At 59.1% G+C, this 26,147-nt stretch carries 27 protein-coding genes and 1 rRNA gene; 12 read left to right on the top strand and 16 right to left on the bottom strand.

Annotated elements, in window-relative coordinates; genetic code table 11:
* Positions 1 to 67 precede the first annotated feature (67 nt).
* Complete coding sequence (locus tag DMP06_RS10465) at positions 68 to 1,033, bottom strand: DMT family transporter (RefSeq protein ID WP_220092568.1); 966 nt, start codon at positions 1,031 to 1,033, stop codon at positions 68 to 70.
* Positions 1,034 to 1,172: 139 nt separating this feature from the next.
* Between DMP06_RS10465 and DMP06_RS10460 the strand changes: the two genes are divergently transcribed.
* The 7 genes from DMP06_RS10460 (at position 1,173) to DMP06_RS10425 (ending at position 7,957) form a co-directional block, all read left to right on the top strand.
* On the top strand, positions 1,173 to 1,640 hold the full coding sequence (locus tag DMP06_RS10460; RefSeq protein ID WP_123209688.1) for an S-ribosylhomocysteine lyase: 468 nt from the start codon (positions 1,173 to 1,175) through the stop codon (positions 1,638 to 1,640).
* A gap of 232 nt (positions 1,641 to 1,872) precedes the next feature.
* Positions 1,873 to 2,715, top strand: coding sequence for a DUF8171 family membrane protein (locus tag DMP06_RS10455; protein WP_123209678.1), 843 nt, complete (start codon positions 1,873 to 1,875; stop codon positions 2,713 to 2,715).
* 3 nt (positions 2,716 to 2,718) lie between these two features.
* The gene (locus tag DMP06_RS11615; protein ID WP_220092567.1) at positions 2,719 to 4,557 is read left to right on the top strand and encodes an ABC transporter ATP-binding protein; all 1,839 of its coding nucleotides are present in this window, start codon (positions 2,719 to 2,721) and stop codon (positions 4,555 to 4,557) included.
* Between the two features lies 1 nt (position 4,558).
* Positions 4,559 to 5,407, top strand: coding sequence for an energy-coupling factor transporter transmembrane component T family protein (locus DMP06_RS10440; protein ID WP_220092566.1), 849 nt, complete (start codon positions 4,559 to 4,561; stop codon positions 5,405 to 5,407).
* 116 nt (positions 5,408 to 5,523) lie between these two features.
* Entirely contained in the window at positions 5,524 to 6,321 is a 798-nt protein-coding gene (locus DMP06_RS10435) for a PHP-associated domain-containing protein (protein WP_123209677.1), read from the top strand.
* The gene (locus DMP06_RS10430; RefSeq protein ID WP_220092565.1) at positions 6,321 to 7,136 is read left to right on the top strand and encodes an inositol monophosphatase family protein; all 816 of its coding nucleotides are present in this window, start codon (positions 6,321 to 6,323) and stop codon (positions 7,134 to 7,136) included. The genes DMP06_RS10435 and DMP06_RS10430 overlap by 1 nt, the downstream gene beginning before the upstream one ends.
* Positions 7,133 to 7,957, top strand: a complete 825-nt coding sequence (locus DMP06_RS10425) for a MurR/RpiR family transcriptional regulator (RefSeq protein WP_123209675.1) — start codon at positions 7,133 to 7,135, stop codon at positions 7,955 to 7,957. The genes DMP06_RS10430 and DMP06_RS10425 overlap by 4 nt, the downstream gene beginning before the upstream one ends.
* A gap of 53 nt (positions 7,958 to 8,010) precedes the next feature.
* On the opposite strand, the gene DMP06_RS10420 is transcribed toward DMP06_RS10425, so the two are convergent.
* From DMP06_RS10420 to DMP06_RS10405, 4 genes are all read right to left on the bottom strand, one after another.
* Positions 8,011 to 8,490 (bottom strand): hypothetical protein, encoded by a 480-nt coding sequence (locus tag DMP06_RS10420; protein WP_148042531.1) that lies wholly within the window; start codon positions 8,488 to 8,490, stop codon positions 8,011 to 8,013.
* A 273-nt stretch (positions 8,491 to 8,763) separates the two neighbouring features.
* Positions 8,764 to 9,156: a 30S ribosomal protein S9 gene (gene rpsI, locus DMP06_RS10415; protein ID WP_123209673.1), complete on the bottom strand. Its 393-nt coding sequence runs from the start codon at positions 9,154 to 9,156 to the stop codon at positions 8,764 to 8,766.
* 2 nt (positions 9,157 to 9,158) lie between these two features.
* Positions 9,159 to 9,596: a 50S ribosomal protein L13 gene (rplM, locus tag DMP06_RS10410; RefSeq protein ID WP_380783731.1), complete on the bottom strand. Its 438-nt coding sequence runs from the start codon at positions 9,594 to 9,596 to the stop codon at positions 9,159 to 9,161.
* 355 nt (positions 9,597 to 9,951) lie between these two features.
* Entirely contained in the window at positions 9,952 to 10,779 is an 828-nt protein-coding gene (locus DMP06_RS10405) for a nitrilase-related carbon-nitrogen hydrolase (protein ID WP_123209671.1), read from the bottom strand.
* A 310-nt stretch (positions 10,780 to 11,089) separates the two neighbouring features.
* Between DMP06_RS10405 and DMP06_RS10400 the strand changes: the two genes are divergently transcribed.
* Complete coding sequence (locus DMP06_RS10400; protein ID WP_123209670.1) at positions 11,090 to 11,779, top strand: AroM family protein; 690 nt, start codon at positions 11,090 to 11,092, stop codon at positions 11,777 to 11,779.
* A 207-nt stretch (positions 11,780 to 11,986) separates the two neighbouring features.
* Positions 11,987 to 12,946 carry a DUF1177 domain-containing protein gene (locus tag DMP06_RS10395; RefSeq protein ID WP_123209669.1) on the top strand — a complete coding sequence of 320 codons (960 nt, stop codon included), beginning with the start codon at positions 11,987 to 11,989 and terminating at the stop codon, positions 12,944 to 12,946.
* A 193-nt stretch (positions 12,947 to 13,139) separates the two neighbouring features.
* Here the strand turns inward: DMP06_RS10395 and DMP06_RS10390 are convergent, their stop codons facing one another.
* On the bottom strand, positions 13,140 to 14,795 hold the full coding sequence (locus DMP06_RS10390) for an FAD-dependent oxidoreductase (RefSeq protein WP_245962491.1): 1,656 nt from the start codon (positions 14,793 to 14,795) through the stop codon (positions 13,140 to 13,142).
* Between the two features lie 344 nt (positions 14,796 to 15,139).
* Between DMP06_RS10390 and DMP06_RS10385 the strand changes: the two genes are divergently transcribed.
* Positions 15,140 to 16,054 carry a hypothetical protein gene (locus tag DMP06_RS10385; protein WP_123209667.1) on the top strand — a complete coding sequence of 305 codons (915 nt, stop codon included), beginning with the start codon at positions 15,140 to 15,142 and terminating at the stop codon, positions 16,052 to 16,054.
* Between the two features lie 182 nt (positions 16,055 to 16,236).
* Here the strand turns inward: DMP06_RS10385 and DMP06_RS10380 are convergent, their stop codons facing one another.
* The 7 genes from DMP06_RS10380 to DMP06_RS10350 form a co-directional block, all read right to left on the bottom strand.
* Entirely contained in the window at positions 16,237 to 17,433 is a 1,197-nt protein-coding gene (locus DMP06_RS10380; RefSeq protein WP_123209666.1) for a tyrosine-type recombinase/integrase, read from the bottom strand.
* 107 nt (positions 17,434 to 17,540) lie between these two features.
* Positions 17,541 to 17,798 carry a hypothetical protein gene (locus DMP06_RS10375; RefSeq protein ID WP_123209665.1) on the bottom strand — a complete coding sequence of 86 codons (258 nt, stop codon included), beginning with the start codon at positions 17,796 to 17,798 and terminating at the stop codon, positions 17,541 to 17,543.
* A 615-nt stretch (positions 17,799 to 18,413) separates the two neighbouring features.
* Positions 18,414 to 18,692 (bottom strand): hypothetical protein, encoded by a 279-nt coding sequence (locus DMP06_RS10370; protein WP_123209664.1) that lies wholly within the window; start codon positions 18,690 to 18,692, stop codon positions 18,414 to 18,416.
* Positions 18,689 to 19,027 carry a cAMP-binding protein gene (locus DMP06_RS10365; RefSeq protein ID WP_123209663.1) on the bottom strand — a complete coding sequence of 113 codons (339 nt, stop codon included), beginning with the start codon at positions 19,025 to 19,027 and terminating at the stop codon, positions 18,689 to 18,691. Before DMP06_RS10365 ends, DMP06_RS10370 begins: the two co-directional genes overlap by 4 nt.
* A gap of 180 nt (positions 19,028 to 19,207) precedes the next feature.
* The gene (locus tag DMP06_RS10360; protein ID WP_123209662.1) at positions 19,208 to 20,176 is read right to left on the bottom strand and encodes a hypothetical protein; all 969 of its coding nucleotides are present in this window, start codon (positions 20,174 to 20,176) and stop codon (positions 19,208 to 19,210) included.
* A 63-nt stretch (positions 20,177 to 20,239) separates the two neighbouring features.
* The gene (locus DMP06_RS10355; protein WP_161957912.1) at positions 20,240 to 21,487 is read right to left on the bottom strand and encodes a leucine-rich repeat protein; all 1,248 of its coding nucleotides are present in this window, start codon (positions 21,485 to 21,487) and stop codon (positions 20,240 to 20,242) included.
* Positions 21,488 to 21,630: 143 nt separating this feature from the next.
* Entirely contained in the window at positions 21,631 to 22,419 is a 789-nt protein-coding gene (locus tag DMP06_RS10350; RefSeq protein ID WP_123209660.1) for a hypothetical protein, read from the bottom strand.
* 185 nt (positions 22,420 to 22,604) lie between these two features.
* Between DMP06_RS10350 and DMP06_RS10345 the strand changes: the two genes are divergently transcribed.
* Together DMP06_RS10345 and DMP06_RS10340 are read left to right on the top strand one after the other, a co-directional pair.
* Complete coding sequence (locus DMP06_RS10345; protein WP_123209685.1) at positions 22,605 to 22,940, top strand: helix-turn-helix domain-containing protein; 336 nt, start codon at positions 22,605 to 22,607, stop codon at positions 22,938 to 22,940.
* Between the two features lie 127 nt (positions 22,941 to 23,067).
* Positions 23,068 to 23,622 carry a LuxR C-terminal-related transcriptional regulator gene (locus tag DMP06_RS10340; protein WP_161957911.1) on the top strand — a complete coding sequence of 185 codons (555 nt, stop codon included), beginning with the start codon at positions 23,068 to 23,070 and terminating at the stop codon, positions 23,620 to 23,622.
* A 131-nt stretch (positions 23,623 to 23,753) separates the two neighbouring features.
* On the opposite strand, the gene argS is transcribed toward DMP06_RS10340, so the two are convergent.
* The 3 genes from argS to rrf all read right to left on the bottom strand — a co-directional run.
* A complete protein-coding gene (argS, locus tag DMP06_RS10335; RefSeq protein ID WP_123209658.1) occupies positions 23,754 to 25,475 on the bottom strand; it encodes an arginine--tRNA ligase in 1,722 nt (573 codons plus the stop codon).
* A 160-nt stretch (positions 25,476 to 25,635) separates the two neighbouring features.
* A complete protein-coding gene (locus DMP06_RS10330; protein WP_123209657.1) occupies positions 25,636 to 25,923 on the bottom strand; it encodes a YerC/YecD family TrpR-related protein in 288 nt (95 codons plus the stop codon).
* A gap of 121 nt (positions 25,924 to 26,044) precedes the next feature.
* A 5S ribosomal RNA gene (gene rrf / locus DMP06_RS10325) occupies positions 26,045 to 26,147 on the bottom strand; the annotation flags it as partial.

Below are 26,147 nucleotides of genomic sequence, written 5' to 3'. Positions count from 1 at the left end.
AATATGAACCCTCGTATTTTATCATCGATTGCCGCTGGGGCGTTCAAGCGCTCCAAACCGCCACGCGCTACCCTTTTTTCGCCAGCAAAAACACCGTGGCCATGATGAATATGAAGCCCACGATGTCGATCCACGAGAACGCCGTGCCCAGCCACACGACTGCGAACAGCGTGGCGGAAACGGTCTCGACGCTGGCAATCAGGCTCGCCTTGGACGCGCCAATCATGTTCACGCCCTGCAGGTAGAACGTGTACCCCACCGCTGTGCCTATGAGCACCAGGCCGCCCAAAAGCGCCAGCCATCCTGTGGCGTCGAGCGCAACCGGCACCGCCCACGCCTGCGTGCCCACGCACATGACGACGCCGCCCACAAGCATGGCGCTCCCCACCACCGGCACCGACCCGTAGCGCAGCATCAGATTCACGGGGAGAAGCGAATACAGCGCCACGCCCAGCGCCGCGAGCAGGCCCCACGTAAGACCCGCGGGCGTCAGCACCATGGTCGCCGGGTTGCCATGCGTGGCAATAAGGAACGTGCCCACCACTACGCACGCAACGGCAACCGCCTCACGCGGCGTAGGCAGCTTGCGCCCCCTAAAGCACGAGAACACAACGATGAGAACGGGGCCGATGTATTGAAGCACCGTCGCCGTACCCGCGTTGGAATTCTCGATGGCAAGCAGATAGGCCGCCTGGCAAAACGCCAAGCCCGCCAGGGCGAACAGCACCAGGTGAGCAATATCGCGCGGACACGTCCACAGCGCGCGCAAGTCGCGGCGGAAGCGAACGGCGCACACGGCCATCAGAACCACGCCGGCGCCCAGAAGGCGCATGACCGTAGCCCAGAGCGTTTCCACCCCATATGCGCCGAACAAGAACTGGGCGCACGCCCCCGAAAAGCCCCAGCCGATGCCGCCGATGAGCGCGAACATGATGCCGCCAAGGTCGGATTTCCTTCCGCCAGCACCCTTGCTGGCCGCCCCGCCGGCACCCTTCGCAGCGCTCGTTTCTTGTATGTCCTTCGATTCAGTCATGCGGCATAGCTTAACAAATGGCGTATCATCTCACCAATGTAAAAAATGAATGCTCGCCACCGCTTCGACGCGCCATTCCGACATCGCAGCGGACGGCACACCGCTCAACTCGCAAAACGCCTCGCAAGGAAGGAACCCCATGGAACTCAAGCAGATCGCCAGCTTCCAGGTCGACCACACCAAGCTCGATCCCGGCATGTACACTTCGCGCATCGATGGCGATGTGGTCACGTACGACATCCGCATGGTCAAGCCTAACTGCGGCACGTACCTGCCCTACGCCGCCATCCACAGCTTCGAGCACTTGTTTGCCACCTACGTGCGCTCGGGCGAGCTGAGCGACCAGGTAATCTACGTTGGCCCCATGGGCTGCCGCACCGGTTTCTACTTCCTTGTGCGCGACTCCATGACGCCGGAGGTCGCTATCAAGCTGGTCAATGACATGCTGCAGTTCGTGGCGTCGTATGAGGGCCCCATCCCTGGCGCGACGGAGAAGGAATGCGGCAACTACCGCGAGCAGGACCTGGAAGGCGCCCATGCCATCGCGAACAAGATGATTCCCATCCTGCGCGATTGGATACCTGAGAATCTGAAATACGCGGAATAACGCGTAAAGGCTCCCAGGGGGAACGCCCCCCGGATCCCCCACTCGAACGCTTTTCATCCAAGCGCACGTCGTTTCGAGCGACGTGCGCTTTTTCATTGTCCAGACATCCTCCTCTTCAAAAATGACTGATTTATTTTCATTTTACATTTCAATGAAATTTGATTTACATTGCATTGGTACATTGTGCTCGTGTCAGTGCGCGTAACCTTTATTTCGGAAGGAGCCGAAAGCCATGAGCGCAGATGTAAACGGGGGCGCAACGCAGTCCCAAAAGCTGATGATCTTCGTCCTGTCCATGTCATTGTACGGTCTCGCCACCCTGTTCACCGAGCTGATTCCCAGCTTCCAGGTGGGCGTGGTCGAGTTCTCCGTCGAGTTCTTCCTGTTCATCCCCCTCACCCTCGCCATGCTCTTCGATCCGCTGCCGGTGGCGCTGGGCGCCGCAACCGGCGAGCTCGTGTTCAGCGAAATCATGCTGGGCCAGTTCGGCGGTCTCGGCGAACTCGAGAAGTTCCTCACCGTGGCCATCGCCGTCTATATCGCCGGCACCGTGGTGAAAAATCCCAAGAACATGGCCGTCGTCGGCACCGCCGCGTTTTTCGGCACTGCCCTCCAGCTTGCCATGAGCGCATTGGTCGACATCCTCAAGGTTCAGTTCGCCGTCGAGGACTTCGAGGCCGTAGCGGGCCTGCCCGAGAGCGTGTTCGCCACCGAAGGCTTCGCCTTCGCCAACGACCTGCTGTTCTCCGGCATTTTGTTCTGCCTGCTGCCCACCCTGTTCCTCGTCCCTAAGCTGCACGGCAAAATCGAGCCCCTGCTGGGCATGCAGCCCCGCACTCCCGAGAACGCTCCCTCCGGCGCTGCCATCAAGCTGATGCTGGTCGCGATTATCGGTTTTGTGGGCGCCGTCGCCTTCGCTCTGGTGTCCGAGGCAGGCATGTCGCTCATCGAGTGGGAGGCAGATTGGGTCGAAAGCGGCACCGCCATCGCGGTGGGCGTCATCGTGGCAGCCATCATCGCCATCGTCGTCCTCGCCGTCATGATGAAGAAGAGCAACAAGAAGGATCTGGCATAACGCATGAACACGGTTGAGATCGAGGATTTAAGCTTCACCTATCCCGGAGCATCTCAGCCCACCTTGCTTAATGTGACGTTCACTATCGAAAAGGGTGACTTCCTTGCAATCGTTGGAAACAACGGTTGCGGGAAGTCGACTCTCTGCAAGGTCATCAATGGGCTGATTCCCCACTTCATCGTGGGCGACATGCAGGGAAACGTACGCGTTTGCGACATGGACACCCGCACCTCCGATGTGGGGACGCTGGCGCAAAAGGTGGGATACGTCTACCAGGATTTCGAGAATCAAATCGTCCGGCCCACCGTGCTCGACGACGCATCGTATGCATGCCTCAACTTCGCCTTCAAAGACTACGAGGAACGCGGACGGCGCGCCTTGGCGCTGTGCGGCCTCGAGGGTCTCGATGACGAGTACGTGTGGCAGCTGTCCGGCGGGCAAACGCACCTTCTCGCGCTTGCGGGCGCTGTGTCGCTGCAGCCCGACGTCATCATCCTCGACGAGCCCATCGCACAGCTCGATCCCAAGCATGCCGATGCCATCTATGAGGTGCTCAAAGACCTCAACGAGAACCATGGCAAGACCATCGTGGTCATCGAGCACCATACCGAGTACATCGCGGACTACTGCAAGCACGTGCTGCTTCTCAAGGACGGCACGGTACGCTGGAAGTTGCCCGCCCACGAAGCACTGCGCCGCGTCGAGGAGCTTGAGGCCAGCGACATCTTTCCTCCGCAGGTGACACAAGCAGCGCACCGCTTCAAGGTAACCGGCTCCCTGGCGCACGTGGAAACGCTTCCCACCACCGTCGGCGAAGGCAAAGCGGCGTTCGCCTCGCTCAAGCGCGACACACATGGGAACGATGCCAACCAAATGACAGACACCCCGGCCGTCGACGGCGAAGCCTCGCGCGGAAACACCAGCGATGCAGCCTCATCCTCCGCGGCACCTGCCGAACCTGAAAGCGAAAGCGACGCGCCGGACGCGCTTGCGTCCTCCGCTGCACCTGAGGACGCAAGCAATATGCCGTCCGTACCTGCCGTAGAGTTCAACGATGTCACACTGGGATATCGTTCCGTGAAGGGTGACCGCCACGTAGTGCTCGACCATTTCGACCTCTCCATCAACGAGGGCGAAAAGATCGCGCTCATCGGATCAAACGGCGCCGGCAAATCTACGATCATGAAGCTCATGGTGGGACTGCTGAAGCCGGCTGCAGGCACGGTTTCATTGTTCGGATCGCCCATCGGCAATAAGAAGGCCGAGGAGATTTCTCGCCAAATCTCGCTCGTCTACCAAAATCCCGAAGAGATGTTCATCAAAGACTCCATCGAAAACGACATCTCGTTCGCCATGCGCGTGCGCGATGTGCCTCAGTGGGAAGAAAAGACCGCCCAGCTGCTCGAACGCTTTCGCCTCACCGACCTGCGCAACCGCGACGGACGCCTCATGTCGGGTGGCCAGATGCGCCGGGCGAGCCTCGCCATCGGCATCGCGCTCAACCCCTCTATCCTGCTTCTCGACGAGCCCACCGCCAACCTCGACATCGCCACGCGCCGTGAAATCATGGCCGTGCTCGACGATATGAAGGACATTATCAAAACCGCCGTCATCGCCACACACGACATGCAGTTGGTGTGCCAGTGGGCCGAGCGCATTATCGTGCTGTGCGGAGGCAAGGTGGTAGCCGACGGAACGCGCGAAGAAGTGTTTGGCGACAAGCGCCTCGCGCAGCTCGTGGGCATCCGTCCGCCCGAGATTTTCACAATGGCGCGTGCGCTCGATGACGACGCGCGCTGCTTCACGGTGGACGAATTCGTATCCGGCTTCAAGGAGGCATGAAATGGAGAATGCCATGAGCAAAACCATGAACAAGCTCTCCGAAAACGTCCTCGATAAGTTCTCGATGGACTTTTTGCGTAACCAGGTGCTTAAAAACGCTTACGGCAACACCGACACGGTGATTGCAAAGCTCGATCCCCGCATCCTTCTGGTGTGGTACGTGTTCTTCGCCCTGGTGCCGTGGTTCGTCAACAACGTGCCGTTCCTTTTGGGCTGCTTCATCCTGGTGCTCATCACCACAGCACTCGCCCGCGTAGCCGGGCTCGTGCTGTTCGTGTTCGCACTGGGCGTATTCTCACAGACAGGGTACCTCTTCGTGGTATCGCTCCTATTCGGCGGCGACGCCTCCACCGTCTTGCCGCTCCTTATCCTCACGCTCAAGGTAGCTACGGTGTCGCTTGCCTCGATCACGGTATTCTCGGGGCTCGACCCCGACCGCCTGAGCAACGGACTTCTGTGGTTTGGCGTGCCTGAGCGCCTGAGCTTTTCCATTTCGTACGCCTACCGCATGCTCCCCATGCTGATGGAGGAGTTCCAAAACGTGCTGCTCTCCTACAAGCTGCGCGGCAACCCTCCGTCGCATGACACGCTGATGGGCAAGATCCGCTACCTCATCTATCAGGTAAAGGTGATCATGCAGTCGTTCTACCCACTCATGCTCAACACCGCCAAGCGAGCCCGCACCACGGTCGAGGCGCTTGAGCTGCGCGGATACCGCAACGCCGCTTCCAACAAAGAGGTCCGCAAGATCATGCTGTCCTCGCTACGCGTACAGTACAGCGACTTCATGTTCATCGCGATTTCGGTGCTGTGGGTGGCGCTTTCCGCCCTTGTCTCCACGCTTATCTAGTTCGCCTCATGCAGGCGGCACCGGTGATTCAGAACTCGCCCGAAACGCCCGGCTCACCCGCCTGCCGCCCCTGTTAGCCCCGTCCAAACGTCTGTTAAGCCACGAAAGAAGGCACCATGCGATTCGATTTCCACACCCACGGCAAGCTGGCCAAGAAGCTGCCCTTTTCTACCGCCTATACTGATTGGCTGTTCCGCGAGGCAACAGGCGCCGGCCTTGACTCCCTATGCCTGACCGAGCATTTCAACACGCTCCAGTTCGCTGATCTATACCGCTACCTCGATTCGGTGAGCACGCGCGTGGGAGACACGCTCGAGCTCGAAGGCGGCCTGCGCATTTTTCCCGGCATGGAAACCGATGTCGCGGAATGTGGCCACATCCTGTCCATCGGCCCTCTCGACGCCATTCTCGAACTCAACGAGCGCCTAGAGCCCCATAAGGAGAAAGACCGATTTTTGCCGTTCAAGAAACTGATGGACCTCTTCGACGAATACCCCGTAATCGTGGGATGCGCACACCCATACCGCACACCAGGCCATGTGCCTGAAATCGACGAGGAGCAGCTGAGGCGTCTCATGTTTCTCGACCTCAACGGCAAGGACATCGCCGGAAACCGTCAGCGCACCGAAGAGCTGACCTTCGCGCTGGGAGAAAAGCTGGGCATCCCCGTGATTGCAGGCAGCGATACGCACCAGGCCGTCCAATACGGATGCATCACCACGGTGTTCGATGACGATTTAATCACGGTAGACGCTCTCTACAATGCGATGAAGGCAGGAGCGTATAGGATTGATATCGCTGATGACGCCACGCTTCGCGTGCGTGCCGCAAGCCTACTCAAGCGCGCTCTCAAAGAAATCCATGCACTAGGCGGTGATTACGTTGCGATACTCACCGCTTCCGAGGAGGAATGATGATAGCACCGATGCGCACCACGGGTCTTGACCAGCGTATTGCGCATGAGGTCATTGAAATCGTGAAAGAGGCGGGGCGCTTCGCTGCGCGCCCGTTTTCGGTCACCGACATCCACGCCAAAAGCCGCACAGATTTCGTGACCAACGTCGATTTCGCCGTGCAGGAGCAAATCCGCCGCCGTCTCGCAGAACTCACGCCGAACGTGCCGTTCATCGGCGAGGAATCAACCGCCTATGCCGCAGATGTATCGCGCGTATTCTGGCTACTCGACCCCATAGACGGTACCACCAACCTCATCAGGGGACTCATCCACAGCGCGGTGTCGCTTGCCTATGTGGAAGAAGGACGACCCATATTCGGCGTGGTTTACGACCCCTTCTCCGACGAATGTTTCACCGCCGCCCAAGGCATAGGGGCGTTCCTCAATGGCGAAAGCATCCAAACGAGCTCGTTCGCGCGACTCGACGAATGTCTGGCATCGTTCGGCACGGCCCCCGGCAACCGAGAGCTGACCCCGCAGGTGTTCTCGTCCATGCGCATGATGTATGATGCGTGCGTGGACCTGCGGCATGCCGGCTGCGCCTCGCTCGACCTGGTCTGGATCGCCTGTGGAAGACTCGATGTCTACGTCGAGCACGCGCTTAAACCGTGGGATTACGCGGCAGGAATGCTCATCGTCAACGAAGCGGGCGGCACCGTTACTTCGCTCGACGGGTCGTCGCCGTCGCTGTTCTACGGTTCGGGCATCGTCGCTTCGAACGGGTTCGTCCACGATGCGGCGCTGGCTTTACTGAAAGAGGATTGTGCACAATGACGCTCTCGCTTTCCGTCCTTCCCGATCAGCTGACCAAATCCGAGCAGCGCATCCTGGACTTCATCAACACCAACGCTGAAACGTTTCTGTTCCTGTCTATCGGGCAGCTCGCCGAAAAGCTGGGCGTGTCCGATGCCACGATTTCACGCTTCGCCCGCCATGCAGGGTTTCGTGACTTCAAAGCGCTGAAATCCGCCGTCCTCGAGCAATCATCGGGCCCTGCCGCCAAAATCGCAGGAACGCTCCATCACGAGAGCGGTGCTACATCTTCGGCATGGTTCGAAAGCCAGATTAAGAACCTCAGCACCACACTCGAGCGCATTGACCCCGCTGCATTTGCTCAGGCAATCGAGCTTATCTGCGAATCGCGCCGCGTGTTCGTGTACGGCAAGAACGCGTCGGCATCGCTGGCGCAGATGCTTCATTTCAGGCTGCGCAGGTTAGGCATCAACGTTTTGGTGCTGCCTTCCGGCGGATCGGAAATGCTCGAAGGGCTTAATCAGGCAAAAGAGGGCGACACCGTAATGTTCTTCGCATTCTCCAAGATCTCGACAGAGTGCGCCATCATCCTTGAGCAGGCGCGGCGCGTGGGATACAGCACTATAGCCTTCACCAGCCGCACGATCGTGCCTGCCGAAGAGCAGGCCGACGTAACGCTTTTCGCCTGTCGCGGCGAGGAAAAGGAGTTCCATTCCATGACGGCGCCGGTTGCGCTGATCGATGCATTGACGGTGGCTGCAACCAGGGAGCTTGGCGATGAAGGTGCGGAATCGCTCAAATCTCTCTATCAGTTGAAAAAGGAATTCTTCCCAGAAAAGTAAACAATGCTGCGGCGCGAGTTGCCCTCGCTTTTCTGCGGGAACATGGGCAATCTTTATGTGTCTATTGTGCCCGCTCCCCCAGCATGACGCCTGCGGCTCCCAACGGTGCGCACCACCCAGTACGCCACGCTACCCAAGCTGTAGGCAAGCACATCCCACGGGTCGCTTACGCTATCGGGCACGAAGAGCGGTGCGGCATACTCCCAGAAGAGACCGCAGCAGAAGATATAAGCTACCCCGATAAACGGGTTGCGTATGCGGAACCGGGGCTCAACGAGCGAAATGAGCAGGTTCGTGTACGCCATGAAGGCGAGTCCGCCCAGGAAATCATTGAAATGCCCCAGGATGATCAGTTCAGCAAAAGAAAAGCCCGCCGCCGAGCCACCCTCCGCAAGCGAACCGCTCGCGGAAGCAGCGCCCAGCACGGCGGGCTTAATCAGATGCTCGTTAACGGCAAACAGCGCAAGCGCGGCCACAAACAGACACGCGTCGAGCGCTCCGTATTTCTTTAACCGCAGAACGAGAAGATGCATAAGCCAAGGGCAATGCCCAATGCAATAATCAAGATAGAAGCGCAACAGCCGCGTTCGTTGCCAGCCATAAGATTCCTCCGTCTCAGTTTGCGCCTTTGGTACAAGGGAGCCAAAGCGCTCAACCTGCAGCAGGGCAGATCGCTCGAATTCCCTTAATCGAGAGTATATCGCACCCCTGGCTCCAAGCGCCGTTTTGTAGCCTGATCGCATACGAAAAGAGGCCCGCCCAAAGGGCGAGCCTCTCCATTGCAAAAAGTCTTCTCGACCTGCAGCCTAGCGCTTGCTGAACTGCGGACGACGACGGGCCTTCTTCAGGCCGTACTTCTTGCGCTCGACCATACGAGCGTCGCGGGTCAGGAAACCAGCCTTCTTCAGCTCGGGGCGATACTCGCCAGCCTGGAGCAGAGCGCGGCTGATGCCGTGGCGCAGAGCGCCTGCCTGACCGGAAACACCGCCGCCATTAAGGCGAGCGATGACGTCGAAGGCACCAATGGTGTCGGTGACCTTGAAGGGCGCAGAGGCATAGTTCAGCAGTGCCTCGCGGCCGAAGTACTCCTTGCCGTCACGGCCGTTGACGGTGATCTTGCCGGTGCCGGGAACCAGACGCACGCGGGCAATGGCGTTCTTGCGGCGACCGGTGCCGTAGTAAACAGCTTCGTTAGCCATGATTACATCTCCTCAATCTTGAGCTCGCGGGGCTTCTGGGCGGCATGCGGGTGGTTGGGGCCCACATACACCTTCAGCTTCATACCCTGCTTGCGGCCGAGAGTGTTCTTCGGCAGCATGCCCTTGACGGCGTGCTCGATCACGCGCTCGGGATGCTTCTGCATGGCCTCGGTGAAGGTCTCCTGCTTCAGTCCGCCGGGGAATCCGGAGTGACGGGAATACACCTTGTTCAGAGCCTTGGTGCCCGTGACACGGATCTTGTCGGCGTTGACGATGATGACGAAGTCACCGGTGTCAACATGGGGAGTGTACTGGGGCTTGTGCTTGCCCTTCAGAATCTGGGCGGCCTTGGCGGCAACGCGACCCAGAACCTGGTCGGTGGCGTCAATGACGAACCACTCGCGCGCAACCTCGTTCGGTTTTGCGTAATACGTCTTCACTGTGTCCTCCATACGGTTGGATGTTCAAGTCAAAAGTGCTGCCGCATGAGCTGTTCGGGTTCCTACGCCGAACCGACATTCCGGGCCTGGACTCCCTTCCTGCCGTGCCTTACGTGCAGCGTTTACGGGGCTTTTGAAGCGAACTTTTGCAGTATATAAAGGGCATATGGGCCAGTCAATAAAGAATTTATGAAAATTCACATGGTTTTCGCCCTCTGACATGCGGTTTCTTTTGGAAACCAGCAAACGGCCCGGCGCACCGCAAGGCGCACCGGGCCGCAAGGATGAAACGACCGCCACGTTTCGCTGCTGCGTCGTCAAAAAGCGCCGCCGCAGCACGCAAGCCTGCAAAATCCTACCAATACATAACCTCGTCATACGCATCGGGCCTGCGATCGCGCAGATAGGGGCTGGTCACGCGATTCTTACGCACCTCGTCGAAATCGATATCGGCATACAAAATGGCCTCGGCTTCCTCTTCCACGTAAGCGATGCGATGACCGCGCGGCTCGCATACCATTGAATGGCCCGGCATGTACAAATCCTCGCCTTCGCGGCCAAAGCGATTGACCGCAGCCACGAAGCACGTGTTCTCAAGCGCACGACACGGAACGTTGGTGTGCCAGATGTCCATATCCTCGACGCACCACGCGCTCGGGCACAAAATGAGCTCGGCGCCGCGCAGCGCAAGAACACGCGCAGCCTCCGGGAATCCCAGGTCGTAGCAGATGGTGATGCCCACACGGCCGAACTCCGTCTCGAACACCGGGAACTCATCGCCGCTGCGGAAATAGAAGCGCTCAAGCGCCCACAGGTGAACCTTGTCGAAAGACCCCTGCACCTCGCCGTCGCGATCGATGAACACGGCGCTGTTGAACGGCACGCCCACCAGGCCGTGCAGCATCGCGATGCCGGCCACCACGTAGCAGTTGTTCTCACGCGCGGCCTTAGAAAGAGCCTCGATGGTCGACTCGTCCATTGCGGCGTATTCGGTCATCTTCGGGCCAACAGTATCTAAATGATACCCAGTGCTAAAAAGTTCCGGAAACACGACCATATCGGCGCCGTTCGCCGCAGCTTCGGCGATCTGCCCCACTGCCTTGGCCACATTCACCTCAACATTACCCAGCTCTCCTTCGAACTGGACGAGCGCAATGCGCATTTTCTTCGACGTCTCTTCCATTGCGGCCCCTTTCGCTTTGCCCGCCTTTCACAAGGCCTTAATCACATGGCTCCATGCTATCATGCGAGCACGTAAGCAAACGCATCAAACTAAAACTACGACGAATTCGCCGCTGACCACGCCTGACGTTGGGCACCTCGCTTCGGACGAAAGCAGCACATGCGTGTCCGCAGAAAATACCCTCGGCGTCACCCAGAGATGGCCTATGCGGATAAGCGCAGCTTGCGCCTGACGATACTTCGTACACGAAGCCATTCAGGCAAAAGCCCGCACCTATTCAAGCACCCTGACGCGCACAGAAAGGCATACGATGACAGCAACTTTCGCAAAACCTATCATCGGAGCCGTCACCATCGGCCAATCTCCGCGCACCGACGTCACGCCCGATGTGCTCCCCTTGCTGGGCGAATCGTTCGAACTCATCCAGGCGGGAGCTCTTGACGATGTAAATGACTTCGCACCGCTTGCGCCCGACCCTGGAGATTACGTGCTCGTATCGCGACTGCGCGACGGGCGCAGCGTGCCCATGGCCGAACGCAAAATCATCCCGCACGTTCAACGCGCAATCGAGCGTCTTGAGGCCCAGGGCGCTTCAAGCGTCATGATGTGGTGCACGGGCGAGTTTCCCATGTCGCTTCGCGCGAACGTTCCCGTGCTGTACCCATCGCGCCTGCTCGCGCATACCGTATCCGCTATCGCGCCGCGTCGTTTGGCCGTGATAGTTCCCGACGCGTCGCAGATTGAGCAGACGCGCGCTCAGTGGCTCCACGTCGTTGATGACGTAATCGCATTTGCCGCCAACCCTTACGAAGCACCAAATGTTCTCGATTCCGCACTCGACCACGCTGCCGACGCGGTGCGCAAAGCACAGGCGGACCTCACCGTGCTTGACTGCATCGGATTCACGACACAAGGGAAGCAGCGATTCCGGAAACGATCCGGCACGCCCACCATCCTCCCTCGCACCCTCCTCGCGCGCGTGGTCCAAGAGCTTGCCTAGAGATTTTCCGTCTCAGAAATAAGCCGACGCAACGTGTTGCACCTGCCAGGAATGCCCCTACGCGAACATGCACCGAAAAATGCAGCAGAATCAGACATCGAACGGCCTCACTTCGCCGTACAATGGGCGCGGTATCCTCGTCCGCGCCGTGCGGCTTCTTTAGCCGCAGCTATTTTGTCTGCGCGGGCACAAGTCAAGGAGGCGGGCATGCTCTTCAAACATCTAATCGACCTGTACGAAATCCTCGACGCTCCCGACGCATCGGGCGAAAAGGTGGCGGCGCACCTGCGCTCCATCGACCCCGAATGCAACGTGGAAACCTACCCCATCGAGGGTTTTGCGGGCACGACCGACATGGTACGCGTACGCATTCCGGGCGCGCACGGAAAAACAGCCGGCGGCGACGCCCCCACCATCGGCCTTTTGGGACGCCTTGGCGGCCTGGGCGCACGCCCCGAACGAATTGGCTTCGTGTCCGACGGAGACGGAGCCCTTACCGCGCTCGCGGTTGCGGCAAAGCTCATCGACATGCACAAGAAGGGCGACGTACTCGACGGAGATGTGTTCATCTCCACCCATGTGTGCCCCGACTCCCCCACCAGCCCGCACGAGCCGGTGCCGTTCATGGGTTCGCCCGTGAGCACGGCGGATATTAACAAAGAGGAGGTGGACGACAGCCTTGATGCCATCCTCGTAGTGGATACCACCAAAGGCAACCGCATCATCAACACGCGCGGCTTTGCCATCAGCCCCACCGTCAAGCAGGGCGTGGTCATGAACACCAGCGAGGATCTGCTCGACCTCATGCAAATCGCCACCGGGCGAGCGCCCCAGGTGTTCGCCATATCCACGATGGACATCACCCCTTATGGAAACGGCCTGTACCACCTCAACAGCATCATGCAGCCCTGCACCTGCACCGACGCGCCTGTGGTGGGCGTGGCCATCGCCACCGAAACCGCAGTGCCCGGCTGCGCAACCGGAGCAACCCGCCTGCCCGACCTGGATGAGGCGGGCACGTTCATGATCGAGGCCGCTAAGGCATTCGGCCGCGGCCAGGTGAGCTTCTACAACCAGGCCGATTACGACCTGTTTGTGGCCCGCTACGGGACCATGGAGCGCTTGCAGGGCATGGGCAACCTCCCCGCCACCGACCCCAACGACTAAGCGCTTCCGCGCGACCACAGCGCCTTGTGGCTGCCGCGACTCACAAATCAACAGGAGCTTGCACCCAAGGCCCCAGCTCCCACACCCCTTCCCTGTACGCAAACGAGGCCCCGCACAATGCGGGGCCTCGTTTCATGCTGTCGGGCTGTACAAGGGAGGGGATACGCCCAACAATGCTTCGGGGGATGTGGATTTACGCCTGAGCCAGGTCGCGACCCAGCAGATAGCCAAAGGTGATGCAACGGCCATGGCAGTTGCCGGCCACGTTGATGGGATAGTCGGTTGCAGTGCTGCCGCCCTCGACATTGCCCAGCGCATACAGGCCCTCGATGGGCTCACCGTCGGCATTGAGGCACTGGAAGTCGGAGTTGACCTTCAGACCGCCCGTCACGGTGAGCAGCGCGGGACCGACCTTCAACGCGTAGAAGGGGCCTTCTTTGATCGGGGTCAGGAACACCGGCTTCTTGTAGTAGTCGGTATCCTCGCCAGCCTCGCACATCTGGTTGTAGCGGTCAACGGTGGCCTGGAACACCTCGGGGTCGCAACCAATGCTCTGAGCTAGCTCCTCGAGCGTGTCGCACTCGTACGCATTGCCAGCCTCAATGTAGGTCGGAATCTGCGTTTTGAAGTACTCGGGGGCAAGCTCCAAATCAGACCCATACGGACGGAAGCTATCCCAGAACATGCCGCCGCCGTAAGGCAGGCCGTTCACGAGGTCAGTGGGCCAGTTGGCGTCGAAGATGGACCACGCCTCGCCGTTGGGCTGGCGGTTGATAGCCAGCGACTTGCCCTGTACCCAGGTGTCCTCGCACATGAAACGCTCACCGTTGTCGTTCACGAACAGGAAGGGGCCGTGGAACCAGCAAAACGCCTGCGGGTGCATCATGGTAGGCAGTGGCAGGTCCTGAAGCTGGGCACCAACCCACATGCCCATCTTGTGGCCGTCGCCGGTGTTCACGCCCATCGGGGTGTACTGGCTGCGCGGCTGACCGTACTCGGCAGCAATGGGGGCATACGCTTGCACCATCTCGGCATCGCCGCCGATGTCGCCGGTGCACAACACCACGCCCTTGGAAGCATTGTACTGCACGTAGCCATCAGCGGTTTCGCAGATGCAGCCGGTCACCTTGCCGGAGTCGTCCTGCACCAGCTGAACAGCGGGGCTGTTAAACACGAATTCCGCGCCTGCGGCCACGGCGTCTTTGTAGCACAACTCGGCACCTGCAAAGCCGGTAGAAGTGAAGCCGGCGTCCTCGGGGATGATCAGCATGTGGTAGCCGGGCTGCTCGGCGTACACGTCATCATGGCTGTAGAACGCGCCCACCATGGCGGAGCCGCCCACGGCCTCCACCTTATCCAGCAGCCAGTTGGAGGCTTCCTCGGAGTTGTTGAAGAATTTGACGATGATGTCCTCGTCGGCGCGGCTGGCGCACTGGGCGATCCAGTGCTGCTTGGCGTTCACCTTGTCAACCGTGATGTCCAGCTCGTCCATGTAGCGCGACTTAATGGCGCCGAAACCGCCGCCGCGACCGTTCCAGCTCTCGGTCTTCTCGACCACGGTCACCTTGCCGCCGTTTTCGGCCGCGGAGCACGCGCAAGCGCAGCCGGCAAGTCCTGCGCCGATTACCAGAATGTCGGTGTCGACGGTGCTGGCGATGTCAGTGATCGGCTCAGGCTTGACCTCCCAAGAGTACTGAGTGGACTGGCCGGATTCGGTGGAAGCAGCATCGCCGCCCTCGGAAGACGTGGTGGCCGCCGGGCTGCAGCCCGCGATTCCCAGGCTTGCCGCCGCAGCGCCCGCCAGCGCGGCGCCGGTCAGGAAATTACGCCTCGAGATTCCCTTTTCCATATTCCCTCCTCTTGTCATGCGGGGCCCCTCGCCCCAACAAACAATGCGCGTCTTATGCGCGCCGATAGCGCACCGTTCATCCGTCTCCGATACCCGGTGCGCTGCCGCAACCTTTCTTTTGTTGCGACGAATTAACTTTACCCAAGAGACATGCATGCCATCAATCAGCATTATGGCTCATTTTATGCATGGGCCGTTATGGCCCATATCAACTGACCTGGCCTTTTGAATGTAGTTTATAAAAATATTCCCATCTGAAGGCCCAATCGTTCGCCCTTGAAACATCGCACCGCTTCGCTGTTTTTGCGCACCGTTGCGCTATTCTATGTCGAGGAGGGAAATCAATGGGAACATTCGAAACGCGCTTTGCGCGCCATCACTTAATAGGTCTAGGATTCTGGCAGGCTTGGCAGATGGTGGTTCTTTGCACCGATGCCGTCGTCACTTCCCAGGCCAACCAGGCCGGCCTCACGCTTGCCATCGTGCTCGCAACAACACTGGGATATATCGTGATCATGGCCCTGTCGCAGCGAACGCCCGTTGCGCTTAAGAGCCGAGCCGCCATTCCCGCTGCGGCCGCCTCCATGTCGGTGGGCACGTTCATCCTCATGATGGCCCCTTCCCTCATCGATCCCTCCCTCTCTTTTGCTGCGCTTGCCGTGGCACTCGCAGCTGTATCCTACGGGAACGCAGCCCTGCTATTCATGTGGGGCGAGCTATGGTCCACACTTGCGACCGGTCGCGTAGGACGCCATCTCTATCTTTCCTACGCCTTCGCATTCATTCCCTTTTTCATCGCATATTTCCTGCCTTATCCGGCAGGCGGTATCTTCAGCTGCCTGTTCCCGTTGGCATCCTGCGCAATACTAGCGTCATGCGGTACCGACGAGCCGCGACGGCGCCAATCGAACACGCCGTTTAAGCCCGAACGCGCGCTCATTGCCAAAGCGGTGTGCTTCATCGTTGTGCTCAGCGTTATCTGGGGAGTCACCCAGAGCCTCGTCCCCGAGCTCTTTGCGGCGGGACAAGCGACGGAATTCGTGGCGATGGGCATGGTCGTGGCGGGTGTCGCCATAGGAGCCCTGGCATTGAATCTCACGATGGTCTCTCCAGAGAGCGAAACCATCGCGCTCTATCGCCCTATTATCCCCTCGATGGCTGCAGGGCTGGCTGCGCTTTTCGTGTTTCCTGATTCCTGGTCCTTCATCGGCAACGGACTTCTAACTATGGGCATTTATCGCCATGGCATACGAACATGATTCTGTGCATCCCTGGATTTCCTTTCAAATATCAGGGTTTCCGCAGGTGATAAACGCTGTTCGTATGTCATCGCCCAGTCGCGGAATCCCGAATCGACTCGTGTATGAGCGGATATTTTCCGCCGCAAAAGTTGTAAATTCGGTTGTAAACCTCGCGGATTTACAACTTCGTACACTTTAGCTTACGCGGCACCATCCGTCATGCGGAGCATGTCGCCCCTCACGTCCTCGAATCCAAGGTGGGTGTACGTGTTGTATGTCACGCTAATGTCCGAGTGCCCCATGATGTACTTAAGCTTCGCGGGGTCCATCCCCTTGCGAGCCATCTTGGAGCAGAACGTGTGTCGGCAGACATGCGGGGTAATCTTGGGAAGCTCTTTCTTGTAGATGCTATTGTGCTTGCGGAGGGAGAGCTGGAAGTACTTCTCCCAGTGCATCGCAACCTTCGGCATGCCGTTTTTGTCCAGAAGCAGGAATCCGCTTACCCCGTCAACGACGGGCTCGACAGGCGGGTTGGCACGCTTTTGAAGGATTGCCTTGAAGCATTCTTTGACTTCCTCGGACATGGGCACGTATCGCTCGCCGCTTTTCGTTTTTGGACGCTCGATGTAGTACCTCATATCGCTGCCCCTCTGCAGCTGCTTGTTGACGCAGATGCTTCCGTTTTCGAAGTCGAGGTCAGATTTTGTGAGGCCGCAGAACTCCGAGATGCGCAGCCCCGTGTTGAAGAGGATGTAGAACGCTTCGTAGTATCGCGAGTAATGCTTATCTCCCTTGATGAAATCGAGGAACCTGCGCTCGTCCTGTGGGGACAAGGCCTCGCGCGCAATGGAGTCGTTGACGAGTACGGTGGCGAGCTCAAAGTTGAACGGGTTGCGCCTGATGAGGTCGTCTTCCTCCGCAAGCTGGAAAGCTGGGCGAAGCACTCCTCGAATGCAGTGAATCGCGCTGTAGCTTTTCCCGAGCTCGCCTTGAAGATAGATGAGCCAATTCTTCGCGTCGAGCGTCGTTATGTCGCCGATTTTCCTGCTTCCGAACTCGTCCTTGGCGAGAAAGTTCATAACCGTCTTATAGCCCGCGCGCGTAGTCGGGCGCACCGCCGTCTTGGTCGCGACGTACTTTTCAACCAATTCGAGAACGGTCATCCCGCTTGGTGCAACGCGGTCAAACAGATCGCGTTGCACCTGCTTCTCGATTTCGCGGAGGCACAGCCCCGACTTTTTGCCCTTGGGAGGGAGGTCGTGCGTGGTGAGCGTCCACGAGTACTTGTATTTCGTCTTGCCTTTCGCGTCTTTGAACTTGAAGTAGTACTGGCCGTTCGGGCGCTGTCCCTCTCCTTGGCGAAGAATGCGCCCCTTGCTGTCTTTCCTCGTGGACACTCTTGTCACCTCCTCTCTTTATGGATGCGCCCCGATGCCGCTTCGCTAGTGCATCGGGGCGCATAATTGCTAGTGGTATGGGCTGCGTTGAATGACTTTCGAGAATCCTAGGGACGATTCTTGCTCCAATGCATTCTGTTCCAATACAGCAGGTCGCACGCGAAGTAATAGCGACGTGAGGAGTCGCCGTTCAAGGTGAGGAACGTGGGGCCGACGCCGTTGATTCCGTCCACCATCAACTGCAGAAGCCCGTTTCTTCCGAGAAACTTCACTGCATCCTCCTCGCTCACAACCAACATGGAGCTCCCAATCATGTCGTATGCGGAATTCTCGTACGCATTGGCGGAGCTTTGCCGTTCGTTCATTCGAGCCTCCTTTTCACTCGGCGTTGCTTGCAACGCAATTTCATTACGAGCCGAGATTAATTGCGTCGCCATGTAACCGCAAATCGAGAAAAGCCTGATAAACAAGCATTTTTGTTTGCATCAATTCATAAATGAAGAGAAAAAAGTCGATGCGATTTTTCAAGATTCATAAGGCCTTCACGTGCGCACTTTGCCGCATTTCAGCATCTCGCTTCGCTCGATGCGCGTGGGTTATCAGTACGAAGTGCGCAGGCGGTGGGCATGGGGGCTGTCGGCTATGCCGACCGCAGCGCAAGCTGCGTCAGCCCCTCTTATGCCCTTTTGCCGTTTTTGCCCCCGAAGCGTAAAGCGGAGGGGGCAGCGGCGGTTTCGCCTGATTTATGCCGCAAAGCGGCGGCGAACCATCGTGCTGAATTCCATCGATCAGCTTTCGCAATCCGCGCAGTCTGCGAAAGGAGGTGCGTCTTTCCCTCGTTTATGGGCGGTCATTCGGCGCTCGCTTTCGCGGCGCGAGACCCCCGCGTGACGACGTTTCGCAGGCTGCGCTTAGCGCGCGGCTGAGCGAAAAAATATAGGGTGCGGCGATTTCTCGCCGCACCCATGGGGTACGAATGGCTAGTGAATCTCGGGGGCGGGCAGGATGGACCAGCTTGTGCCGTAGGTTTTCAATCCCCATACGTGCACGCAAAGCTCGCCGTCGTAGAACACCGGCTCGTCGGTGTGGCCCATAAGGAAGCTCGGGTCCTGCACGATGTACCACTGGAAGATTTCCTCCCAAGGCGCCCAGCTGCCGTTCACCAGCTCCATCGGGCGGTAGGCCATCTCGTTGGCGAGCACCATTCCGCCGCAAGTCTCCGCGAGGTCGGCGTACGTCTTTATCCCGTAGTCGCTCACCGCGCGCCTCCTTCCAGTTCCTCGATTGCTCGCACGACGCATGCGCGGATGAACCGAAGCTCCCCGACCGTGATGTGCATGGAGAGCATGTCCGCATCGAGCTCCACACGCCCAAACTCGTCCACGAAGCGCCACTCCATCACGTTGTCGATGCACCTCAGGGTGCCCTCGAGCCCCTCCCTGTCCTCGAGCGGCTCCTTCCTGCGCATCGTATTCTTCTCACGCTCGAGCTGCTTTGCCTTCGCCGCGCTGATTCGCGCCGTGCGCTTGAGAACCTGAATGCGCCACTCCGTCTCTTCCTCGATGCTGAATTTGTCCTTGTCCTTATCTTTCATGTTCAGCACCTCCCTTCGCGCTACCTCCCCGATGCCGCAGGCATACTCACGGCGCAAGACGTGATCTGCTGCGGAATCGGGGATCGAGCGCGACGAGATGCGGCCCGAAACGAAAAGGCCGCACCCGAAAATCGGATGCGGCCATGCGGTCGTATTGCGATTTGCCCGATGCGCGGCTCCCTAATCCACCTCTACGCCCTCTGCGTCGGTCGTGTCCCATGTGAAGCCCGCGTGGCCTTCCTCCACGACGGTGGCGAGGCCCGAATACCCGCCGAAGGTGGTATCGTAGACCGCCTGCGTGGTCGAGTAGTTGGACGAGTACAGCCCGATGGAATCCTCAGGGGCGCTGAAGACATTCTCGGGAATCTCGGCGTCGTTGTGCCAGCCGTAGTCCGCCAGCACGCGGAAGCGCGTCTCGGGGCTTTCGAGGTCCGTCGTATCGTCAACCTCTATCTGGTAGAAGCTGAAGCGGCGCGCCGGGAAGCGGATTTCCTCGCCCGCCGCGACGTTGCCCGAGCCGTCGGTTTCGAGCGCGAGCGTGTAGGGCTGGGGCTGCGGCTCCTGATACTCCGCCGCCTCGTTGAACGCCTGGCCCTCGTTGGCGGCATCGAGCGAGCTCTTGGTGTTCTCCAGCGCGATTTGGAACTCCTCGATGGCCGCCGCGCGTTCCTCCTCGGGTACGCCTTCGATGCCGTAGGCACCGTAGTTGTTCATGGAGTCGTAGGTGCCCGCGTCGGCTTCCGCCTTCAGGGTGTCGTAGCACTGCTGCCACGCTTGGATGGCCTCGTCGGCGCTTTCGATTGCCTCCTGCTTCTCCGCCTCGAACACTGCCCTGTCCTGCTCCTTGGCGAGCTCGATTATCTGCTCGTTGGAAAGGCCGTTCAGGTCGCCGAAGGTCGCGCCGTCGCACTGGTACACAGCCACGTTGCCGTTGCCGTCGAACGACAGGATGCGCTCGATTTCCACGTCCTTCCCGATTTGCTCGTCGCCGTCGTACTGCATCCACACGCCCGCCTGCGCGAACGCCTGCGATGCGGGCACGGGCTCGCTCGCGCTGCTGGCGGCACCGCCCGTACCCTCGTCCGAGCCGCCGCACCCGACCAGTCCGAAGCTAGCCACGGTTACCGCGCCAACCCCGAGCAGCTTCAATACGTTCCTTCTCGTGTATTGCTTCATGGATGATTCCCTCCTTGCTACGTGAATCGCCTTAGACTACGAGCGCTCCGCCCGATTTCTTGCCGCCAGAATCAAACCCGCAGAGACGAGCAGCAAGGCGAGAGCGGGCAGGCCGACGAGTGCGAGCGTGCCGTCGCCCGTCTGGGGAAGCTCGTCCTGCGCGCTTTCCTGAGCGGAGTCCTCGTTCGCATCCGCCGACCCGCCGGGTCGGTCACCGCCCTGTTGCTCGTTCCCGCCCGTCTGCGGGAGCTTGGCGATTGCCTCGGTCTTGGTCTGGCCGCATGCTGTGCAGGTGTACGTCCTCACGCCCTCGGCGCTCTCGGTGGGCTCCTGCGTCACCGCGCCGCCGTCCCAGATGTGTCCCGTTGCGGGAAGCTCCTGAGACTGCTCGGCTCCGCAGATTTCGCAGGCGCGAATCTGCTCGCCGCCCTCCGTGCACGTGGGCTCGGCCACCGTCTGCCATTCGCTGTAGGCGTGCTCGTCGCCGTCGATGGCGTGGAAATCGACAGCGTTAACGCCGACTTCCTGCCTCCAGTTCGCGTACTCCTCGGCCGCCGTGCCCGTGTACCCGATGATGCAGCCGCCCAGAATGGGCGTGCCCACGAACTCGGTGACCGATTTGGGCACCCACACGTACTTGAGGCTGCCGCAGCCGTTCAGGAACGTGGGAGGAATCTGGGTAACGCCTTCCTCGATGTACACGGTCTCAAGGCTGTCACAGCCGTAGAACTGCGCGTTGCCGCCGCCCCATTCGGAGCCTGCGGGGATGGTCACTGAGACGAGGCTGTCACAGTCGATGAACACGTCCGAGCCCCACGTCACGTTCTCGGGCAGCTCGATTTCCGCGAAGCCCGCTCCGCCGAACGCCACGTTCTCCACGCGCTCCAAGCCCTCGTTCAGGCGCACCTCGGTGAGAGAGGGATTGTCGGCGAACGCGCTCACGCCGATTGTCCTTACCGTCGAGGACATGGTCGCCTTCTGCAGGCTGCTATAGCTCACGCCGTCTCGCGTGGCAAACGCCATGTTGGGAATCTCGGTCACGCCCTCGGCCACCACGACTTCCTTGACCTGAGCGGCGTACGGCTCCCATTCGTAGGCCCCGCCCGCGCCTATCGGGGCGATGTCCTCGGAAAGCACGAGCACGCCCGCATCGTCCAGCGACCAGCCGTCGCCACTCGCCACCTCTGCGGCGTACGCGGGGCGCGCCGTCAGAAGCAGCAGGGCGCATGCCGCGAGCAGCATCGCGAGACGCGCCGCCCTTCCCGTCCGTTCCGTTTTCTCCATTGCTCTTGCTCCTTTACGTTTGTTGCACACGCTGTCCGAAGGTGGCGGTAGCCGCCACGTATGTCGCTTCACATCGGTTGCCCGCTGCATGGATCGTGGCGAAAACCGCCATGATCCATGCAGCGGGGTTCGGCGGCACGCCGCTACCGCTTGCCCATCGCGTTGGCAATCCAGTCGAGGTTGCTGCTGGCGCTGGCGGTGTTTGCGTTTATCTGCTGGGCTTGGCTGAGAATCTGCCCCTGCATGAACAGGTTGCCCAGCTGCAGCATGTTTCCGATGCGCTGCTGGTTGAGAATCTGCTGCTGGCCCTGCTCCATGCGGCGCTGATGCCGTTCGGTCTCGTAGAGGTTGGCCATCTCCTGCACCGTGCTGGCTCGGTGGTTGCGCACGGCGGCGAGGAAGAAGTCCACGGCGTCGATGCTGTCATAGTCCATCGGGTACCACGGCGCGACCTCCGCCGCCCAGCGCTGCTGCACGGCGACTATCTCCTGACGCGTCTGCTCGATGCTCTGGGCGAGCGCCTGATTGCTGGCCTCCACCTGCGCGTTGGCCTGGTCGATGGCGGCGTTCTTTCGGGCGCGCCCCTTGTCGGCGGACTTGGAAATGACCCCGTACAGAACCGCGCCGATGATGGCGGACAGCACGAGATTGACGATGTTCCAAACCATCACCTGAAGCTCCATGCCGCCCATCGAGAAGAACGGGATGGTTATCGGGTACGTGATTGCCTTCAGCGGGGTGCTCGTGATGAGCGCGAACGCGATGAGGAAGCCCGCTACGGCGTAGAGCACGGGATGCCGCTTGGTCTTCTTCTCCGTCTTGGCAGCGAATTGCGTGCTCAGCTGGTTGATGCGGTTCTGCAGCCCCACCACGCGATGCATCAAATCGTGCGCTGTGGCGACTCCCGATAGCAAATCTCCTTGGCTCCCCATGTGCCCGACCCTTTCTCTCGTTTCGCGGGGCAAATCGCCCCAGTAAGACGCTCGCGCAGCCTTTGCTGCGCCTCTGTTTTCGTGATTAAACTACATAGGCATAAAACGGCCTATGTAGGCTATTATAGCCGACAGAAATCGCCCATAGGATTCAAAGCAACTTGATTTTTATGGGCGGTGATTGCATGAAGTACTTCGAAATAGGCCAGCGGATTAGGCGCTACCGCAAGGCGTGCGGTCTGTCGCAGGAGGCGCTGGCGGGAAGGGTCGGCATCTCCGTTACGCATATGAGCCATATCGAGACCGGAAACACGAAGCTGAGTCTGCCCGTGCTGGCGAAAATCGCCGACGAGCTTTCAGTTGGGGTAGACGCGCTTTTGTCGGACGCGCCGAAGCCCGACAAGGCCGTGCTCTCGGCAGAGGTGCAGGAGATTCTAGATTCGTTTGAGGCCAACGAACTGCCCGTGGCAATTGAGGTTCTGCGTGCGCTTAGAAACGCGCTCGCGAAGCAACGCGACTAGGGGGCGTTTCACGCAATCAGATTTGCACCCGCCAAAAGTTGTAAAAAAGTTGCATAGGGTTCAAAAGATAAGGGCAAACCGCTCATTTATGAGGCGGTTTGCCCTTATTGTCAGATGTTGCCTTGATATGTTCATGATGCTTACGTCCACCGACATAGCTTTTCGCGCCCGTATCAGCACGCCTATCGCTTTTGGCGTCGCCGTCGTATCATCGCGCATCGGTACATTTCTCGGCTCGTTCGCCGCTTATGCGCTTATCGCCTCGCCTTCGAACATCCTGCTTCACCATGAAGCCGTATTCCCCGCCGTTGTGGTGTGTCTTACCGCCCTGGTATTTGCGGGAATGATAATCTTCACGCAGGCCGATTTGCAAAAGCTCTATGAAAGCCCCTATTCTGCTGAAGCAAGCAACCCCGCAGCCCAAGACGAGCCCTCCATGGCGCAACGGTGCCGCTTCGTTGCTGAATCGGCCGGCCTCACCGCCCGCGAGACCGAAGTCCTCGAACTTCTCGTGCGAGGGCGCACCGTACAGGGCCTTTGCGAGGAGCTGTCCATCGCACAAGGGACTGCGAAGCACCACGTGAGCAATATTTACCGAAAGCTGGGCGTAGGCGACCGACGAAGCGTTTTCGATATCGTAGAGCGCGCCACTCCAGTCGACGAAGAACAAGCCCAAAAATAAACTGCCTCCCATTTCTCGCGTCCAAGAGATGGAAGGCAGTTCAAAGTCGCTCAAAGCTCGGAAAGCGGGAATTCCAAAATGCCATTCAAGAGGGAAGGGGCTCCCGCTGCAGTCCCTTCCCCATAACAACATTACATGCGCTGCGGGGCAGAAATTCCCAGAATACCCAGCGTCGTAGCCATAACGATACGCGTAGCATCACACAGAGCCAAGCGCGCCTGCTTGAGCTCAACCGTATCAGCCTTGAGTACCGGGCAGTTCGTATAGAACTGATGGAACAGGCTGGCGAGCTCCTGAGCGTAATGCGTGAGACGGAACGGTGCGCGATCGCGAGCCGCAAGTGCAATCAGATCGCCGAACTCACCCATCTTGCGCATCAGGGCAAACTCGGAGGGATCAGTGAGCAAGCTCAAATCCACATCCTCGGGAATGCACTCGGATGCAATGGCATCCATATCAAGATTGTCTTCGTCCGAGTGACCCGCCTCATCGCGCAGCATCTTGCAGATGCGCGCATGAGCATACTGATCGTAGTACACAGGGTTGGAGGCGTCCTGCTTCTTTGCCTCCTCGATATCAAAATCGATGGGCTGCTCGGTGGAACGGCTCAGCATATAGTAGCGCGTCGCATCAATGCCCACCTCGTCAATAAGCTCCTCGAACGTTACCATCTCACCGGTACGTTTAGACATGCGCACGGGCTTGCCGTTGCGGAAGAGGTTGACCAGCTGACCAAGAACAACCTCAAGAGCGCCGGGGTAGCCCATAGCTGAAAGCACGGCCGCGACACGCGCGATGTAGCCGTGATGATCTGCACCCCAAATGTCGATGAGGATATCAAACCCACGAAGCTTTTTCATGTAGTGGTATGCGACGTCAGATGCAAAATAGGTATATGCGCCGTCAGCCTTACGGATTACGCGATCCTTCTCGTCGCCGTACTGCGAGGAGCGGAACCACACCGCGTCGTCCTTTTCGTACAGATCGCCCTTTTCACGCAGCTCGTTCATGCAGAATTCAAACGGACTCTTGCCGTCAAACTCGTCAGAAGGCAGATACATTTCGCGCTCTGACTGCCAGCGCTCGAAATGGTTGCCGAAACGCGTGGTGATATCGCGGAAGATTTTCATGATGTAGGCGTAACCGAATTCGCGGAACTCGATCATACGATCATGCTCGTCAGCATTGAGCCACTTGTCGCCATCGCGATCGATGATGGCTTTCGCGATGTCGTTGACATACAGGCCGTGATAGCCGCCCTCGGGAACCTCAGCGTCCTGGCCAAGCTGCTGCAGATAGCGTGCAGCGATGGAATAGCCGAATTTGTCCATCTGCACACCATGGTCGTTGACGTAGAACTCCTCGAACACATCATAACCCGCATGGCGCATCAAGTTCGCCATAGCGGAGCCGAGCGCCGCCCAGCGACCATGCCCAAGGTGCATAGGACCGGTGGGATTAGCCGAAATGTATTCGATATTGACTTTAACGGGGCCGTTATCAAGAGTGCCCTTGCCAAAATCGCCCTTCTGCGTGCGAACGGTGGAAATAATATTCTGAAGAGCATCATTCTTCAGATAGAAGTTGATGAAGCCGGGGCCAGCAACTTCAACCTTCTCAACAAAGTCGCACTCAGGAAGCGCGGAAACGATAGCCTGCGCAATCTCACGAGGATTCTTCTTCGCAGCCTTCGCGCATCGCATCGCAACGGTGCACGCCCAATCGCCATGACCTTCATCACGAGGACGCTCCAGCGCGATTTCGGGCTTCTGATCCAAGGAGAACGCACCGGCCTGCAACGCCGCATCAAGCGCCTCTCCAATAAGCTCAGCTAGTTTTTCGCGAGATTGCATAGTTCCTTCCTTCACATATAAGAGGCATATGACCTGAAAACACTGAATCCGAGCAAGTATATCATGCCTGATACAGAGCACTTAGAAGCAATACAAAAGAGCGGCGCAAAAGCCGCTCTTGGAATCGATGAGCCGAACCCACGCGCCACGCGTGCGAACGCTATTTTTTCTCGAGCACATCCAACGCGTGACGATACCCGCCGCTGCCGTAATTCAGCGCCTTCGAAACGCGCGCAATCGTGGTAGCAGACGCGCCCGTGGCCTCCGCGATAGCGGTATATGGCTTGCCTTCGTCAAGAAGACGGGCAACAGAAAGGCGCTGAGAGGTTTCCTTGATTTCACGAATAGTGAAAAGGTCTTCGAAAAGAGCGTACAAAACGTCTTTATCGGAAATCGAAGAAAGCACTTCAAGCAAGTCTTCGACCTCTTGCGTACGCAGATTACTCATAATCACCCGCTTTCATTAAAGATGGCCACTATTGTACTCCACTTTGCTGTAGCGCGCAGGCGAAAAGAAAGGGGGCCTCGCATGAGGCCCCCTCGCGCCCCCCTCCGGGGAGCGCCCCTCGCGGGCGCGGCGCCCTTATCTCCCGGGGGCTTCCCCCCCAGTACATCCGGCGATGGCGGGCTTAACTGCCGAGTTCGGAATGGGTTCGGGTGATCCCCGCCTCC

Origin of the sequence: Slackia equolifaciens (genome assembly GCF_003725995.1) — a bacterium.
GTDB classification, from domain to species: domain Bacteria; phylum Actinomycetota; class Coriobacteriia; order Coriobacteriales; family Eggerthellaceae; genus Slackia; species Slackia equolifaciens.
Note: the sequence above shows the minus strand (reverse complement) of the source record. Positions and strands in the feature narration are given on the sequence as shown.